Raw genomic sequence first — 17,402 nt, 5'->3', positions numbered from 1 at the left:
CACTATTTCTAATTATTATAACACATTTCCTGCTAAAATCTTCTTTCCGATAACATTTTTCTAGATATATTTGTAGAGCAGATTGCGAACCAAGATAGAACATACTAAACTGAAGGAGAGGGACATTTTTTTGTTGAGTGGAGGGAACAGGATGTTAAAACCAAAAATCCGCATAAAATTGGCAGAATTAGAAAAAAGACAAAATGAAGTGACTAAGACATTAGACATTAGTGCGCAGCGTTTTAGCAACTGGGTCAATGGAGCAGCCTATCCAAAGCTGGAAGAAGCCTTCAGGCTGGCGAAATATTTAGATTGTTCCATCGAAGATTTATGGGAATACGAGGAGAAATGTGATCAAACTGGAACGGACTACTTACAGAGTTCCTAGAGTACGAATGCAAAGCTGCTGAAAAAGTGAAACTCATCTCCAACAGGGAGGGAAATCAATGAGCAGGAAATCCGTTCTTCCTGCTCACTTTTCGCGGCACAAAACCACCGTATCGCTAGGGAGTAAGCCGTTCCTGCCTCTTCCTGACTGACTCCACTCTCTCTTTCCAAAACCCCTAATCCAATTTGCCAAGCCGGTCGAGAATCACGGCGAGCTGTTCTCGGGTCAATGGTTCTTTGGGGCCTTGCCCTGTATTCATGATTCCTTTGGCTAGCGCTTTATTCCATGAGGCTTCAGCCCATGAGCTTGGTGTTTGATTACTCACTTGAAGAACCCCCCTTTTAAATTCATTAAATGTCGGCAACAAGATCGCCGGACAATTTTTTCCTGTCCAATGCTGATGAGTTACGACCCGTTCAATTGGAATCGAAAGCTCCCTCATTAAGCGGGCGATCAGCCATTGAGCATGGCGCTGGGTTTGCTCAAAGTCTCCGTCACTATTGACACAAAGCTCGATTCCAAGCGATTGACGATTTCCTTCCGAACCAGCGTGCCATCCAAGTTCATGATTAGGTAAGTGCTGAATAATATACTGGTCATCAACGGTGTAATGCCAGGAGACTTGACGGTTTTGCGCATCCTCCCCTTTGACATAGCGGGCATGAGTCAACGCGTCTGCTCCCCTTGAACGGTTCGCTGTTTCATGAATGGTGAGATGGGTTGGGATAATCCGGGTGCCTGGACGATTACGATTAGAAGCAGGAATGAAATCCTGCCTAATCTGCATCATCCATTCCCCTTGTCATGCCTTCACGGTTATTCCCTACCTCAAACAAACCTGTTGCTGCCAATGCCGCCAGACCGCCGGCCCACAGTCTTAAGCTTAATGAAAGATCCGTGAACGGATAGGACACCACCCCAACAAGTAAGCCAACGACAAAAGCGACTGCTGGAACATAATTCTTCGGAAAAGAGACGGAACGTTTGATCAATTCAACCAGCGCTAAAATTACTGGCGAAATGACGGTTGCAAACAATAAGACTGCTTCCATTTTCATCAGCTCCTTGCTACATAACATGTAAAAAGCTGATTTTTGAAACGGCGCTTATCCTTCTTTTCGTCAGAAATAGGCTCGTCTTATTATCAGGAAGGGAACGAGGAAAATGTTTTGTCCGATCACTATGGCCAAATGGCAAAGGCTTTATTCGGCGAAAAGCCCGACTCAAAAGGGAAATCAAACCTTTTAAGTCGGGCTCCGGAGCTATCCCTCTTTTTATAGCTGTCCGAGTGCGGACAGGATTTTTTCCGGTTTCATCGGTAAATCATAGATGCGGGCGCCAATCGCGTTGGAAATCGCATTGGCAATGGCCGGAGCGGTTGGGACGATTCCCTGCTCGCCGACGCCTTTCGCCTTAAACGGCCCCTTATTTTCCAAATCCTCAACAATGATGATCTCCATTTCCGGGATGTCTGAGCTGGATAAAATTTTATAATCCAAAAAGCTCGGATTACGGTTTCTTCCCTCTTGTTCAACGACACCCTCTGTCAGGGCGTAACCGACGCCTTGAATAATACCGCCTTCTAATTGACCCTCAACCGCTTTTGGATTGATCGCCTTACCGACATCATGAGCGGCGACAATGTTCAGGACCTTCACCTGTCCGGTTTCGACATCGACCTCCACCTCGGCAATCTGACAGCCGTAAACGAGATTCGGAAAGTTATGTGAGCCTTCCCCGCGTTTGAATTTCGGCGCCTCCGGATCAAAGAAGCGTCCTTTTCCGGAAACCGTCCTTCCTTCCGTATAGGCGGCGTATCTTGTCACCTCGGCGAAGTCAACCGCCTTCTCCCATTGATCGGCGGGGCCAATTTTTCCATCACGGCAGATGAGATCAGCCGGAGGAAGAGCGAACATCTTACCGGCAAGCTCCAATAATTCGTTTCTTGCCTGTTCAGCCGCTTCCTGGACGGCGATGCCGTTGACAAAGGTTGTCCGGCTGCCCCATGTCCCTAAATCAAACGGAATAATATCCGTATCATGATCGATGATGTGGATGGAGCGCGATGGTACTCCGAGCACTTCGCCGGCAATTTGCGCCATCGCCGTCTGCGGCCCCTGGCCGATTTCAACCGCCGGTGTAATAATCGTCACCTGGCCTTCCTCTGAAATCTTCACGAAGGCCTCCGTCGAGTTGAAGCCGTAACCGCGGCTGCCGCCTCCTGATTGCAGCATGCAGGCAAGACCGATTCCCCGCCGCTTCGTCGCATTCTCCGGCTGCTTTGCGTACAGCTCGCGCTTTTCCTGCCATCGCGCCTTTTCCATCGCCACCTCCAGCGTGTCCCTCATTGATTCCGTATCAATGATCTTCCCGCTGCTCGTTACTTCATCGCGTGAATGGGCATTCAGCAGTCTAAAGCGAGCGGGATCGATGCCTAAGCGATCAGCAATCAAATCCATTTGTGATTCAATCGCAAACGTGATTTGCGGATTGCCGAAGCCGCGAAACCCTGTACAATATTGATTGTTCGTATAGGCGATATAGCCGTCAAACTTCGTATTTGGCACTCGATAAAAGCAGGAATTCACGTTTTCACAATAGCTCATCGTATTTGGTCCCTTATCATTATAAGCCCCGTTATCGACCGTTGCCGTGCAATGACGGGCGATGATTTCCCCTTCTTTCGTAACCGCGGTTTTCAATGTAATCTGATACGGGTAGCGCGGCCGTGCCGTCATAAATTCCTCCTGCCGGGAATTCGAAATCCGTACAGGCTTTTTCGTCTTTTTCGCCAAAAATGCAGCAATCGGCTCCTTCATATCCATCACAAGCCGGTTGCCAAACCCGCCGCCTACCGGCATCCGAATCACTCTTACTTGCGAGATCGGCAAATTAAGCACCATCGCCAGTTCCTTCCTCAAAGTATGGGGAGTCTGTGTTTGCGAGCGAACCGTTAACCGGCCGGACTGATCGAATTCAGCGATACACGCTCTTGTTTCCAGGCAGCAATGCGCCTGCTTCGACGTCTCAAAATGATCCTCATAAATATAAGCGGCCTTGGCAAATGCCGCCTCCACATCCCCATATTCCGTATGCATCTCATGAGCAATATTGCTGTCTGCTTCCTGATGAACACGAGCGCTCTCTTCCTTCAAGGCATCCTGATAGTGATACACCGCCGGCAGCATTTCATAGTCGACTTCGATCAATTCAAGCGCCTGTTCGGCAATTTCCGGTGTCTCGGCCGCAACAGCCGCCACTTCGTCGCCGATAAAGCGCACATACTCATCACAAAGCACGAGGTTGTCTGCCTGTTCCGGTCTGAAGCTGAACTTGACCTTTTCCGTATCAGCAGCCGTAATGACAGCGCGAACGCCTTTTAATGCTTCCGCCTTGCCCGTATCGATTTTGCGAATGCGCGCGTGACTGTGCGGACTTCGTAAAATCGCCCCATAGAGCATCCCCGGCAGCACCGTATCATCAATATAGCGCAAGTCACCGGTCACTTTCTGGTACCCGTCAATCTTCGGTTCGGACTTTCCGATCAGCCAATGCTTCTCCGCTTGTAATGGCTCGTTTTTCATGCTAACCCCTCTTTTCCTGTAGCACGGCTGCAGCTTCCTTGACGGCATCAATAATTTTTACATACCCCGTACAGCGGCATAAATTCCCTGCAGTTTCATGCTTGATTTCTTCTTCAGTCGGATTTGGATTACGGTCAAGTAATGCCTTTGTCGCCATGACAAATCCCGGTGTGCAATAGCCGCATTGCGTCCCCCAATGCTTGACGAATGCTTCCTGAATCGGATGCAATGCCCCTTCTGACGCCAATCCTTCCACCGTCGTAATCTCACTGTTTTCACACTCGGCCGCCAAAACGAGGCAGGACTTGACGACCTCACCATCAACAAGCATCGAGCAGCTTCCGCAATCGCCGGTACCGCAGCTTTCTTTTCCACCGGTCAGCTGCAAATCCCTTCTTACGTATTCAAGCAAGGTCCGGTTCGCTGGAGCAGCCAGCTCATAGAACTCTCCATTCACTTTCATATCCTTCATTATGATCACTCTCTCATTAGTTTTCTTCTGATCGAAGCACGATGTCGTGTAACGCCCGGGCGACTAAAACGCTGACCATTTTTCTCCGATAAGTGGCACTAGCTCGCACGTCTGTAATCGGACTTGCCTCGTCGCTGGCCATCTTGGCCGCTTCCTCTATCACCGTCTTGTCTAAGCGCTTGCCGAGAAGGTGAGCTGACGCCAGCGGTGCCTGGAGCGTTGTCGGTCCAACCGCCCCCATCGCAATTCGCGCTCCAGTACATTGACCTGCTTCATCCAGCTCCACACTAACCGCAGCGTTAATAATCGCAATATCGTCATACGTTCTCCCTAGCTTTTGAAAGCTAGAAAAGGCCCGTTCTCCCGGAAGTGGCAGCCTAATGGCGCGAACAAATTCATTCGGCTTAAGAATCGTCTTACTTGGACCGAGCCAAAATTCAGAAATCGGCACGATCTTTGAGTCCGCGGAAGACTGAATATGCACCTCCGAATGATAAATAAGCAGCGCCGTATTTGCATCTGCAGCTGGAGAAGCGTTGCACACATTTCCAACCAAGGTTCCGCGGTTGCGAATTTGGCGGTCAGCCAGCTCATAAATTGCCTGCCATAAAGCCGGATATAAGCTTTTCACGCCATCATGATCAAGCAGCTCACTTAACGTGGTGTTACAGCCGATCTCCAAATAAGAATCGGATGTTTCGATTTTTTTTAATTCAGGTATGCTCTTGACATTAATAATGTGCTGCTGGGACCAGCGCTTGAATTTCATTTGCAAAATTAAATCCGTCCCTCCCGCCAACAGCTTGCCATCCTCCCCATATTGGTCAAGACAGGCTAAAAGTGCATCGACGCTTGTCGGGTTATGATATTCAATCTCGTTGATAAACACGTGTGATCTCCTCCTGATTAGTAGCCATCCAGCTGTCGGGCGATGGCTTGTTCATACTGCGACTGTTCGTTTAAATTAAGCAAAATTTGAGGCTGTCCGACCTCAATAAGCTGACAGCCCGGATGATGGCGGATCACGGCACGAAGCCCCTCCGTTTCCTCAGTGATCGCCTCAAGCTTCTTGTACAGGGAGGAGGCAAAAAGAGGGGGGTGGCCTTTTCTCCCTTGATAGACCGGAATCGCAAGCTCAGCCCGCGAGCTTAACAACGTATTAATTGTGACTGCCCGCACAGGCTGATCAACACCGATGATGAGGACATTGTCGCTTGCCTTTGCCAAATGCTTCATCCCAAGCCGGATCGAGCTTGTTTTTCCTGCTTCATAATGTCGATTGATCCTGATTTTAATGGTCAGCTTCGTTGCGAAGTCTCTTGTCGCTTCCAGTATCAGCGGCTTTAGCAAATCGGCCTGAAAGCCAAGCACCACCACGACTTCATCAATCGTTGATTGAACCAGCTCGTCCAGCTGCTTCTCCAGTAACGTGCGGCCGCCCCATGGAAGCAGCGCCTTCAGGCTTCCCATCCGCGAGGATTGTCCGGCAGCTAATAAAATAGCCGAATTCATTTTGCCTTACCGTCCGATCGCTTCGATAAAAATTTCCTGAATGCCGCCGCAAATCCCGCCATCCTCATAGAAAAGCCCTTTCGTTAAATCGACTTTGTGCCTCACCGGACTTCCGCTTTCGATCACTTCCAGCCCCTTCTCAATTACTTCACCTTCGCCACAGCCGCCACCAATCGTACCGGAAATGCTGCCATTGCGAAAAATCAGCATTTTCGCTCCGACCTTTCGTGGGGTCGAGCCTTTCGTCCGAATAACGGTCGCCAACGCCGCTCGCTCATTCGTATCCTGTAATGTCATAATCTGCTGAATAAAACCAAGCTCATTCATGTTGTTCCTCTTCCTCTCTGGCAATAAAGTAAGGAATTTTCTCACGTAGTGAAATACCTGATTTCTCATTTTTGACCTTCAGAACTTCTCCAATGATGCTGACGGCGATTTCTTCCGGAGTCTGGGCACCAATATCAAGCCCAATCGGCGCATAAATCCGATCAAAATCAGCGTTCGGATATTCCTGCTTCAACTGTGAAAAAACGCCTGATATCCTTCTTTTGCTGCCAATCATCCCGATATAGGCGACTTCCTTGTCAAACAGACTCGGCAGGATCATTACATCATGCTTATGTCCGCGCGTCACAAGCAGCACATACGTCGATTTGTCCGTCTTTGCCTCGGCAAAAAAGTCGAGAAAAGGCTGACAGATCACTTCATCAGCCGCCGGAAAATTCTCTTTCATCGCATACTCCGCCCGGTCATCAATCACGGTGACATCGAAGCCGACAAGCTTGGCAATCTCGACAATCGGCACCGCCACATGACCGGCACCGGCGATAATCAGACGAAGCGGAGGGAGAAAAACGTCAACATAGCATTCCATTCTCATCTCTCGCGTTTCAATCACATATGTTTTTGATTTTCGCTTTGCAAAGGCTTCATTGACACATTGTAAGACGGCTGTTTTCACTTCCGCTAAAAGAGGAAATTCACTTTCTGTTTGACCGTTCATCCAAACGAGCAGCTTCCTTCCGATCAGCTCACGATGCCTCTCTTCTGCTGATGCAATCTCGATAATAGTAACAAGAGACACGCCTTCCTTCCGTTCTATTGCTTCTGCCAGCTTACGATAAATGTCCATACGATCACCTTTTATGCTTGCTTTGTTGGGATTTCAGCAACCTTCATCAGCATATGATAGATGTCAGGTGCCTTGTTTTTAATCTTTTCAAATTCAGTTTGATTTCGCTGTAGCAGGTCGGCCCCATTTTCGATCGCTTTGTTGAAGATCGCTTTTTCATCAACGCCGACCGCTTTCCGTTCGCTGACCACCTTTTTGCCGTTTACGTAAACGGCGTCGATCGCCATATCGGCCCGTCCGTATACGAGCTGCCAAATTAAATCATTTAATGGAGCGAAGTTGCTCACCTCTTTATTTAATAGAACGAAGTCAGCTTTCTTACCCGCTTCGAGTGAACCGATTTCGTCAGACATTCCGACCGCTCTTGCACTGCCGATCGTCGCCATCTCAAGCACATCAACCGCCTTCACCCAACGCTTGTAGTCAGGAGTGAACGTATTGGAGAGAATCGCCGCCAGTTTCATTGATTCAAACATCGATTGATAGCCGCAGCAGTTCGCTCCATCCGTGCCGATGCCGATATGGACGCCGGCCTCCTTGAGTGGAATAAGGGGCAGCACTCCACTTCCGAGCAATAAATTACTCGTCGGATTGTGGACGATCGTCGATCCTCGCTTGGCGATCAGCTCAATATCGGTGTCACTGACCCAGACGCCGTGGGCAAAAGAGACCGACTCATTCAAAATGCCGAGCTTTTCAAGATGCTCCACCATTGAATGACCGTAGCGCTCATAGCCTGTCACTTCCTGGGCCTTCGTTTCAAGCAGATGCGTATGCCACGGCAGCTCATATTTTTGCGCTAATTCCATCGAGGCGACGAGCAGTTCATCACTGCAGCGCTGCGGCCCCGAAGGTCCAACGGCAACCGTAATGCCCTTGTCCGGCTCGGATACGTTTTGAATGACGCTTTCGACCATCGCGATATTATCCTGCCAGCCTGAACCGACTGCCTTCGGTCCATGAGGCTCCTTCCCAAGCTCGATCTGAAGGGCTTCCGGCAAGCTGTCGGCATACGCCCGGTCGCCAAACATTGGCGTCAGAACAGCGCGAATTCCCGCCTTTTTATATTCAGCAGCAACTGTTTTCATCCCGTCAGTATCCTGCGCAAGATGATCGAGGAAGGTTGTCGTCCCGCTCTTGAGCATCTCTATACTGCCAAGAGCGGCATTGATCGCATAATCCTCTTTCGTCATATTTTTCCCTTCGGCCATAATATAGAGCATCCACAGCTCAAGCGGAATGTTTTCCGTCGTGCCCTTTACCAGGTTGGCGTAGGAATGGGTATGGGCGTTGATTAAACCTGGAATGATGATGTTGTTATCCCCATTGACGATTTCCACTCCATCCCTGTTACCTTGATACATTCCTGCGCCGATTTCTTTAATGCGGTCTTGTTCCACAAGCAGATAACCTTGTTTGATAACCTCACGTGAGTCATTCATCGTGACAATCATCGCATGTTCAATTAATGTTTTCATGTTATACTCTCCCCCAGTTGTCTTTTTCGTTTTTTCTTTGAAGTCCGGTTTACATGTTCACGAACAGTTCAGGCAGCCATAGGAATAACCCTGGAAAATAGGTGACGAGTAACAGTACGATGCACATGACACCGATCATCGGTAAAATCGGCCGAATCGTTCTCGTAATCGAGACATTGCCAATCGAGCAGGCTGTAAACAAGGTGAACCCTAATGGCGGTGTAGCCATTCCCAATGAAAGATTGGTCGCAACGATCAAGCCAAGATGAAGACCTGAAATATCAAGAGCTGAAGCGACGGTTAACAGCGTCGGCACGGTAATAATTAACGCCGATGTTGTATCCATAAAACAGCCAATCAGCAATAAAAATAAATTGATAATCAACAGGAGTAAAAATTTGTTTTCTGTTATTGAGTATAAAAATTGCAAAATTTGCTGCGGCGCCTGCTCCGCTCCGAGCACCCAGGCGAAGGCCGCGGCATTGGCCGTCAGAATCATAATGACAGCCGAGGTCGAGACAGTCTGCTTGAAAATCTCAGGCAAATGGCGCAATGAAATCGTACGGTAAATGAGCAGTGACACGACCAACGCATACACAACACTAACAACTGCCGCCTCAGTCGGGGTGAAAATTCCGCCAAGAATTCCGCCAATGATGATCACCGGCATGAGCAAAGCCCAAATCGCATTCTTAAACGCTTTGAAGAGCTCACCCGATGTCACCTTGCGCTTATCCGGTTCAATTCCAACCTTTTTTGCCCGAAAGTAAGCCATCACCATCAACGCGACACCGATCAACATACCCGGCAATATTCCAGCGATAAACAGCGCCGAGATCGACGTACTGGCCATCGCCCCGAAGATGACGAGGGTGATGCTCGGCGGAATCATCGGTCCCATCGTTCCCGCTGCGGCAATATAGGCGACTGACCACTCCTTGCCGTAGCCTTTCTTTTCCAATGTCGGCAACATCGCTCCGCCGATCGCCGCCGTCGTTGCCGGACCTGAGCCTGACAGTGAGGCGAAGAACATCGAGGCAAGGGCGGTTGACATCGCGAAGCCGCCAAGCAGACGGTCAAGCAAAAGCGAGCTTAATTTAATTAAGCGGTCGGAAATCCCGCCCTTTTGCATGATCACCCCCGACAGAATAAAAAAAGGAATCGCCAGAAAGACGAATTTATCAATTCCAGTAAACATTTGCTGAGCGACTAAAATAAGCGGATACTTCGGATTTAACGCCAGATACAATGTCACGGATGCCGTCAAGGCAAAAGCAACCGGCATATTAATGATGAGGCAAATGCCGAGAAAGATAAGTAGCCATTCAATTCCCATCAGGGCTCATCCCTTTCCGCGGAGCTTTATAGAAAAGGTTCCATAAAACTTCTATAATACTCAGCACCATCCCGACCGGAATCGCTAAATACGGATAAATCATCGGTACTCGCAAAACGGGTGACAGCTGGCTTTTGACAACCTGACTGGCAGTAAATCCCTGGTATCCAATGACAGCAAGTGTCACGATTAAGAAAATACTCGCTATTAGTAAAAGAAGCTGACTGCCTTTTTTCGGCAATAAACCGACAAAATAGTCAACTCCTAAATGAGCCCCTACACGAAAGGCAATCGCCACGCCGAGAAAGGTAACCCAAACAAACAAATATCTTGATAGCTCCTCTGTCCAAGCAGGAGGATTGGAAAAAATGAATCTTGTAATGACTTGGTGAAATGAAACGTAGGTAAGAACAACAAGCAATAGGATAGCAATGCTATCTATGACTCGATCATAGACGCTTTTTATACGGACGATCATATGCCACCTCTTTTTCGGAGGATCACGGAAAGGCAGTTGCAAAAGCCCTTAATCAAGAAGAAACAGGCAGCAGCAGTTCTTCCTGTGTAACAGACTTCCCCTGCTGCTTTGAAGCTCTTTTCCCCTGTCCCTTTTCCAGGATCTCCTATTCTAATGTGTTTCCTGTCGCCTCTAAAATATCAGCCAGCAATGCGTCGCCATTTGGAACGGATTCAGCAATCTTGACCCATGAAGCTTTTGCTCCTTCAATAAATGGTGTCAAGTCGTCAACCTGAACAATTTCAACGCCGCTTTCTTCCAACGACTGATAAATATCGGCTTTGACCTCAGCAATCACGCCATTATGATATTCAGCTGCTTCAGCAGCGGCTTCTGCCACAATTTCCTGCAGGTCAGCAGGCAGCTGATTATAAAAATCCTCGCTAATTAAATACATCATCGTTAAGTACACATGCTGGGTTTCAGAATATACCTTGGACACTTCAAAATGCTGACTGCTATAAAATGCTTCCGGCACATTTTCAGCGGCATCGACTACACCCTGCTGCAGCCCTGTATACAGTTCTGAATAAGCCATTGGTGTCGGAGCTGCTCCTAATTCCTGAAATAATTCTAAGTGAGCCGGTGTTTCAAGTGTACGGATCTTTAATCCTTGCAGATCCTCAACTGTTTGAATCGGCTTGCTGGCATAAATATTTCTAAATCCGGCGTCAATTGTTGCCAAACGACGAATCCCAACATCAAGCATTTTTTCATTAAGCTGCTCACCAATTGGACCTGTTAACACCTCTTGAGCGATCTCGCTGCTATCAAATAAGTATCCTAAATCAAGCAAGGCGAATTCCGGAACAAAACCAGCCATTGGCCCAGAAGAAATAATCCCCATTTCAACCGTGCCCATTTGCATCCCTTCAAGCATGTCACGCTCATTTCCTAATGTTGAATTGGCATGAACATCGACAATGATCCTTCCGTCAGAGCGTTCTTCCACAAGTTCCTTAAAATGATTTGCCCCATCCTGATAATGATAATTTTCATCCAGCACATGACCAATTTTAATCGTGAACGTTTCCTCCGAACTTGCCCCTTCTGAACTTGTTTCTCCTGCAGCACCGCCACTTTCGGCCCCCGTATCGGTAGAACCTGACCCACACGCAGTCAAAGCAAAAAGTACCATCATCGTTAAAAGTACAACTAATTTTTTCATGTAAAATCCCCTCCATCACGTGTTTGTTGTTTAAGAGGTTCTTTCTACATTCTCCCGAATCTCAATTCTCTTTATCTATGATTGATAATTGCGATAATTAAAAATCCTCTGCTTTGATAATTCAATCTGCTCCTGAATACTTTTAACGGCGAGCTCCTTGTTCCGCTCTTCCAGTGCTTGAATCAGCACTCTGTGTTCTTGATGATGGAGTTCCATCTCGTCTTCTGTAAAATTATGAAACAAGGCCCGCTGCATCAATTCCAGTACTTGTCTGACAGAATTCGTTAACAAGCTGTTTCCACTTGTTTGAGCGACCTTCGTATGAAATTCGAGGTTTACTTTACGAAAGTTCAAGCGGAAATCATCCGCAAAATAGACCTTGTCTTCCTTTGTCAACTCACGCAGTTCTTCAATCTGAACCGCCGAAACATGTTGCACGGCCAACTCAACAGCGGCTGTTTCCAGAATTAATCTCATTTGAAACTGCTCAACAAGATCCTGAATCGTCGGATTCGAAACGAGATATCCTTTATACGGGATGACTTCTACAAGATTCTCATTCCGTAGCCGGTTCAATGCTTCCCGCGCCGGTGTTTTACTAACGCCAAAGTAATCTGCCAGCTTATTTTCATTCAATAGTGTCCCGGGTAAATATCCCGGATACCCATATAAAATCGCATTGCGTATTTCATTGTAAATATGCTCCGAGCGGGGCTTCTTGCCAATTTCGCTTTCCATTTTCATACGATTCATCCCTCCTTTGCTTTTCTTTCTATTCGCCTCCTTAAATAGCCACCTGAAACATTGCGATACTTTATCAAAAGCTACCAATATATCAGTGATATAATCATAATATACTAGTGTTTCGAGATTTAAGTTGCTCCGTGTCACATTATCTGCCACGGTTTTTAATGATGACATGTTATTCGCGCTTGGCGTTACCTTAAATCAGCAGTTTCGTCCCCTCCCCTCTCACTCAAATCGGTAGCTTTTCAACGCCATCGCCTTCTTCTACACCGATGACTTTTTTCGTAAATGATTGTAGGCGAGCTGCGCATAAATACCAGCACTGTTCCACAGCTCTTCCACCCCTAATATTTCGTTGTCGGTATGCCAATACTCCATCTTCCCCGGGCCGAACATGACGCTCGGAATGTCCCATTTATTTAAATAACCGGCATCAATCGCACTGTTCGAGTAAAAAGCTGTCGCTTCCTCATTGGTCACAGCTTTAATTGCTGCGCTTAACTGCTTGTAAACAATCGAATCGTCATTGACCTCAGACGGGAATGTGACAGGCCCTTGGACGACATCAACTTTGTAAGGTTCATGCCCGGCAATTGTCTGTTCTACTTCTCCCACAATTGCCGCAACATCATCTCCCGGCAGTAAACGGCGGTCGAACACGAGCCGACATTCATTTTGAATCGTATGAGTCGCGTCAGGAAAACTTTTGATCGATGTCGATGTTAACGTCGCTTTGCCAAGCTTCGGGTGCTCCCCTTTAATCGGCATCTCCCTTAGCTTGCCGACGACCTCCATCGCACCTTCAATCGCGTTCACCCCAAGCGATGGCGTGCTGCTGTGGCATGACTTCCCGTACACATTCACCAGAATATCGACCCGCCCTTTATTCCCCTGGCAAATCTCGCTGTTCGTTCCAATTCCGACGACGCCAAGATCCGCCTTTAAATCGATTTCCTTCCGAATGCTGTCAATCGCGTCATGACGACCCGTTTCTCCGGCCAGACTGACCGCGAAAATCAGCTCGCCGTCCAGCTCCTCAAGATTTTTGTTTACGTACTCGGCTGCTGCAATCATTGCCGCCAATGCGCCCTTTTGCTCGGAAACGCCTCTGCCGCGCAAATATTCCTGACCACCCTCGATCACAACTTGTCCGGCAAACGGCTCGTTCATCGAGGAAGCCGGATGCGTCATCGCATAGCCTAAAAACAGGACCTTCTTGGCTGAATCCGGCCTGCCAATCCGGCAGATTAAATTTCCCATTTGATCCAGCTTGACGTTTGTCAGGCCCCTCTCTTTTAGTTCAGGTAGTAAACAGTCGCGGATAAACCCCTTTATTTCAGGATCATATTCCATTTTCTCCGTCTGCTGACTCGGTCGTTTTACGAGCTTGCGCGCCAGTTCCTTCAATGCTTCCACGTCGATTTGTTGCTTGATGTTCGTCATCTTTCTTCCTCCAGTCACCAGCCGGTTATTTTCGTTTTTTTGAGCCAAAGGCGAGATCCTTTATTGGGAACTTCGAGCCATTTTTCAGTTCGAGATCACCCGATGCCAGCTCCATACACGATTTGACGATTTTTCCGTTTACGTTGACCATACAGACGGAACAAATCCCTCTCCGGCACGAAGCTTCATAAGCCAAAGAAGAGTCACATGTCGTACTGATTTCATCGAGTACATTTAATATGCTCATCCCTGTTTTTAATTCAACTTGAAACGTTTCATTGTAGGTTTCCGCCTCAGGTGCCGGTTGCCTTTGGACGGACACTGTAATTTCTTTCACGTTGGATCACTCCCTTAGTTAGGTTGAATGCTTGTCACAACAAGAGGTACGTCCTTAATCTTCATTTCACCATTGATGTTTTGCACGATAATGTTTTTTAGCTGATCCTCTCTGCTTTCCGGAATATCCTTCAAATAATGGGCTCCACGGCTTTCCTTACGTTCAAGCGCGCTTAGCGCAATCGCTTCAAGCAGGGATACGACATTTTCCAGCTGCATGCATTCAAGCAGCTCGCGATTATAATGAAGCGTTTTATCCTTCGTCACTAATTGAGGCAGCTTTTCCTCTCGGATCGTCCGCAGTTCTTTAATGACGCTTTGTAAGTTTTCCGTCGTACGTACAACGCCGATGTTGTTCCATGAGAGCTTGGCCAATTCCTGCCGGAGTTCATAAGGATTCATCCCGTCCTGGCGTTTCAAATAAGCTTGCTGCTTTTCATGAAGGGCGTCCAATTGGGCCGTCTCGATTTCCAGTAATTCGTGCTCTTTCGCATAAGCAGCCGCTGCCGCCCCGGAAACGCCGCCCTGCACCAACGTTTCAGTTAAGGCATTCCCCGAAATCCGGTTCGCTCCGTTAAATCCGCCCGTCGCTTCGCCTGCTCCATACAAGCCGGGCACTGAGGTTTCACCGTCGACATTAATGCGGATACCGCCCATGAAGAAATGACAGCCGACACCGATCTCAACCGCATTGTCGCGGAGCAGCTCCTCCATCAAATCGTTAAAGTTCAGCTTTTCATACGTCCAGTCGCTCGTTACGAACGGGTACCAGTCCGCAAATCTGCGTATCAGATTTTTCGGCAGGTGAGCGGTTGAATAATAGACGCCTCCGTCCGGCGTTCCCCGCCCTTCGACGACCTCATTCATAATCGCAATTGATAATTTGTCGCGCGTGCTTTTCTCCATCCTTTCAGGGTCCCAATCTTTCATAAAGCGGATGCCCGATTTGTTTAACAGCCATCCTTCGAGGCCGTGCTTGCTGCCGAACGATATTTCATAAATAAACTGATTTCCACGCCAGGCAGGAGGGTTGATCAAGACACCCGGCATAAACTGCGGCATCTCCATATCAATCAGTTCAGCGCCAGCCCGCCAGGCCATCATGTAGCCATCTCCTGTCAGCTCGTCCGGAGCGGTGCGAATCGGAAAAGCTGCCATTCCCCCGCCTGTCGCCAGGACGACCGCTTTCGCCCGAATGGTGATAAACATTCCATTCGCAAGATCATAGCCGTAGATGCCACAGGCTTTGCCGTCCTTTTTCAAAATCTCAAGCACCATAATTTGCTCCATGATCGTGACCCTGTCATGCTTTCGCATCTTCTGTGCCAATTTCCTCGTCAGCTTCAAGCCGTTAACGATCACACCGCGCGGATACTCATGGCCCGGCGTATGAATCAGGCTCTCCGCTTTCAGCCCATCATCCATCAACCCTTTAAGCACGGTTGGAATCTTCCTGACAATCGACTCGACAAGCTTTTGGTTATTCAAATACTTTCCGCCGATCACCGTATCTGTAAAAAACTGCTCCTCCGAATCTCCACTATCTCCCGGAAGTCCAAGCTCCTTTGCCGTCTTGCTGTCGACATTAATATCAGCACTGGCCGTTAATGTCGCCCCGCTCATATTGACCTTGCCCTTTGTCACAACGGTTACATAAGCACCGGCCTCCGCAGCAGCAATCGCCGCCTGCGCCCCTGATGCCTCACTCCCCACTACTAATACATCTGTTGAATACATCCTCTCACCTCAATTGAAAGTCGTTTTTATGTTACCTGTTCAGCTTTATTCATTTTTCAATGCGTCACCATTAAATGGACTGCTGTCAATTTTGATTGATTCAGTCGGACAGCCTTCCAATGCATCATGCATGTCCTCTTCTACTTCCTCAGGAACAACGGCCGTCCCCTGATTTTCATCGAGCATGACAAAGGCGATCCCTTCATCATCGTAATCATAAATATCCGGAGCAGAGGCCCCACAGGCTCCGCACGCAATACACGTCTCTTGATCAACAATCGTATAGTAGGCCATTCTCACTTCTCCTTCGCGTTTAGTTAAAAACAGAGGTGCTGTTCAACGGCTGGACCTTTCCCCGATCAAGTTATCCTTCATGCAGTAAACCGCCGTCAGGGTCTTGTCCACCCTTTCCCCGATCAAGTGGAATATCACTGATATATTCTTAATATATTTCTTAATGTCTGTTTTTTCTGTCTTTTCGTGAAGTTATCTCACAGTGTTTTTCAGCGATCAGTTAGAGAAGTGAACAACAGAAAGAGGTGTGCAAAAAGGATTATTCTCCTTTTCGCACACCTCTGAAAAAGCAAGCGAGAGCCGGTTAATGAACCGCTTTTGCTGCCTGCGCAAGTTGAACGATTTGCTCCAGTGCATGCTTGATAATTGGCAAATCATGCCCAAAAGAAATCACTTGTGCTCCCCTTTCCTTCCAGTCTGTGATTTTTGTCTGAAAGTCTGTCGCTGTCGGGTCAAGTTGCGGAGAGATCACCTTACCTTTTTTTCTTGCGATTTGAAAAATTTCTTCTTCTACTCTCAGGACATCTGGATGATTCCTTTGACCAGGGACCCCTAACGCATTGGCAAGGTCGCCTCTTCCGCTTAACACCATATCAATTCCGTCAACATCGAGAATATCCTCAAGCTGGTCAATCGCTTTTACATTTTCTATTTGAATACCGACCATCACTTCTTCATTTGTCCATTTTTTAAAACTGGCACCATCGACCGCTCCATAGCCTGATTTTCTAGGCGCCGAAAACATTCCTCTTTCCCCAACGGGCGAAAATTTGGCTGCATTGACGATCATTCTGGCATCACCTGCCGTTTCAATATCAGGTACAATAATTCCTAATGCGCCTAACTCCAACACACTCGATATTTTTTGCTCATCGAGATTAAGTCGGACGAAGGGAGCCATGTTATAATTTTCAGCTGCTCTGATCATATTCTCAATCATCGGCAGATCAACAGCAGAGTGTGCCCAGTCGATTCTCACCCATTCCATCCCTGCTACCCCGGCCAACTCAACAATAGTAGGAGACGGTGTAGCTACATAAAAACCAAACGACACGTCTCCGCGCTTGATCGTTTCCTTTACCCGGTTTTTTTCCAGCCTGTTCTTCATTAAAATCCCCCCTTATCATTCAGCGTATTGTCAAAACTTTTATAAGAAATAGGTTATAAAATACCTTGATAGAGGGCTTTATAAGCAAAAAAATTGCCACCCCCTGAAATTTAGGCAATAGTGAGGTTACCACACCGACACTAAATCCCT

The 17,402-nt window shown here is 47.8% G+C and carries 19 protein-coding genes; 1 reads left to right on the top strand and 18 read right to left on the bottom strand.

Going from position 1 to position 17,402, the window contains the following annotated elements:
* Positions 1-151: 151 nt before the first annotated feature.
* Positions 152-388: a helix-turn-helix transcriptional regulator gene (locus M3202_RS17865; RefSeq protein ID WP_251224616.1), complete on the top strand. Its 237-nt coding sequence runs from the start codon at positions 152-154 to the stop codon at positions 386-388.
* Between the two features lie 175 nt (positions 389-563).
* Here M3202_RS17865 and M3202_RS17860 read toward each other — a convergent pair whose 3' ends face one another.
* From M3202_RS17860 to M3202_RS17775, 18 genes are all read right to left on the bottom strand, one after another.
* Positions 564-1,175, bottom strand: a complete 612-nt coding sequence (locus M3202_RS17860; protein WP_251224615.1) for a peptidoglycan recognition protein family protein — start codon at positions 1,173-1,175, stop codon at positions 564-566.
* Positions 1,165-1,440, bottom strand: a complete 276-nt coding sequence (locus M3202_RS17855; protein WP_251193863.1) for a holin — start codon at positions 1,438-1,440, stop codon at positions 1,165-1,167. The genes M3202_RS17860 and M3202_RS17855 overlap by 11 nt, the downstream gene beginning before the upstream one ends.
* A gap of 222 nt (positions 1,441-1,662) precedes the next feature.
* Positions 1,663-3,972 (bottom strand): xanthine dehydrogenase family protein molybdopterin-binding subunit, encoded by a 2,310-nt coding sequence (locus tag M3202_RS17850; protein ID WP_251224614.1) that lies wholly within the window; start codon positions 3,970-3,972, stop codon positions 1,663-1,665.
* A gap of 1 nt (position 3,973) precedes the next feature.
* Entirely contained in the window at positions 3,974-4,444 is a 471-nt protein-coding gene (locus tag M3202_RS17845) for a (2Fe-2S)-binding protein (protein ID WP_251224613.1), read from the bottom strand.
* Between the two features lie 16 nt (positions 4,445-4,460).
* Positions 4,461-5,333, bottom strand: coding sequence for an FAD binding domain-containing protein (locus M3202_RS22600; RefSeq protein ID WP_251224612.1), 873 nt, complete (start codon positions 5,331-5,333; stop codon positions 4,461-4,463).
* A 17-nt stretch (positions 5,334-5,350) separates the two neighbouring features.
* Positions 5,351-5,956 carry a nucleotidyltransferase family protein gene (locus M3202_RS17835; RefSeq protein ID WP_251224611.1) on the bottom strand — a complete coding sequence of 202 codons (606 nt, stop codon included), beginning with the start codon at positions 5,954-5,956 and terminating at the stop codon, positions 5,351-5,353.
* Positions 5,957-5,962: 6 nt separating this feature from the next.
* A complete protein-coding gene (locus M3202_RS17830) occupies positions 5,963-6,283 on the bottom strand; it encodes an XdhC family protein (RefSeq protein WP_251224610.1) in 321 nt (106 codons plus the stop codon).
* Positions 6,276-7,088 (bottom strand): XdhC family protein, encoded by an 813-nt coding sequence (locus M3202_RS17825; RefSeq protein ID WP_251224609.1) that lies wholly within the window; start codon positions 7,086-7,088, stop codon positions 6,276-6,278. The genes M3202_RS17830 and M3202_RS17825 overlap by 8 nt, the downstream gene beginning before the upstream one ends.
* Positions 7,089-7,099: 11 nt before the next feature.
* On the bottom strand, positions 7,100-8,566 hold the full coding sequence (locus M3202_RS17820) for an amidohydrolase family protein (RefSeq protein WP_251224608.1): 1,467 nt from the start codon (positions 8,564-8,566) through the stop codon (positions 7,100-7,102).
* A 49-nt stretch (positions 8,567-8,615) separates the two neighbouring features.
* Positions 8,616-9,902, bottom strand: coding sequence for a TRAP transporter large permease (locus M3202_RS17815; protein ID WP_251224607.1), 1,287 nt, complete (start codon positions 9,900-9,902; stop codon positions 8,616-8,618).
* Positions 9,892-10,380: a TRAP transporter small permease gene (locus M3202_RS17810; protein ID WP_251224606.1), complete on the bottom strand. Its 489-nt coding sequence runs from the start codon at positions 10,378-10,380 to the stop codon at positions 9,892-9,894. Before M3202_RS17810 ends, M3202_RS17815 begins: the two co-directional genes overlap by 11 nt.
* A gap of 145 nt (positions 10,381-10,525) precedes the next feature.
* Positions 10,526-11,587, bottom strand: coding sequence for a TRAP transporter substrate-binding protein (locus M3202_RS17805; RefSeq protein WP_251224605.1), 1,062 nt, complete (start codon positions 11,585-11,587; stop codon positions 10,526-10,528).
* A 75-nt stretch (positions 11,588-11,662) separates the two neighbouring features.
* Positions 11,663-12,331 (bottom strand): GntR family transcriptional regulator, encoded by a 669-nt coding sequence (locus M3202_RS17800; protein WP_251224604.1) that lies wholly within the window; start codon positions 12,329-12,331, stop codon positions 11,663-11,665.
* A gap of 267 nt (positions 12,332-12,598) precedes the next feature.
* The gene (locus M3202_RS17795; RefSeq protein ID WP_251193851.1) at positions 12,599-13,777 is read right to left on the bottom strand and encodes a M20 family metallopeptidase; all 1,179 of its coding nucleotides are present in this window, start codon (positions 13,775-13,777) and stop codon (positions 12,599-12,601) included.
* A 25-nt stretch (positions 13,778-13,802) separates the two neighbouring features.
* Positions 13,803-14,114, bottom strand: a complete 312-nt coding sequence (locus M3202_RS17790) for a 2Fe-2S iron-sulfur cluster-binding protein (RefSeq protein ID WP_251224603.1) — start codon at positions 14,112-14,114, stop codon at positions 13,803-13,805.
* A gap of 14 nt (positions 14,115-14,128) precedes the next feature.
* Positions 14,129-15,850, bottom strand: coding sequence for an FAD-binding protein (locus tag M3202_RS17785; protein ID WP_251224602.1), 1,722 nt, complete (start codon positions 15,848-15,850; stop codon positions 14,129-14,131).
* A gap of 45 nt (positions 15,851-15,895) precedes the next feature.
* Positions 15,896-16,144: a ferredoxin gene (locus M3202_RS17780; protein WP_251224601.1), complete on the bottom strand. Its 249-nt coding sequence runs from the start codon at positions 16,142-16,144 to the stop codon at positions 15,896-15,898.
* Between the two features lie 304 nt (positions 16,145-16,448).
* Complete coding sequence (locus M3202_RS17775) at positions 16,449-17,252, bottom strand: HpcH/HpaI aldolase family protein (protein ID WP_251224600.1); 804 nt, start codon at positions 17,250-17,252, stop codon at positions 16,449-16,451.
* Between the last annotated feature and the right edge of the window lie 150 nt (positions 17,253-17,402).

Source organism: Halalkalibacter oceani, assembly GCF_023715605.1.
GTDB classification, from domain to species: Bacteria; Bacillota; Bacilli; order Bacillales; family Bacillaceae_D; genus Halalkalibacter; species Halalkalibacter oceani.
The sequence above is the reverse complement of the archived record's forward strand: the minus strand, read 5'-3'. Positions and strand labels throughout refer to the sequence as shown.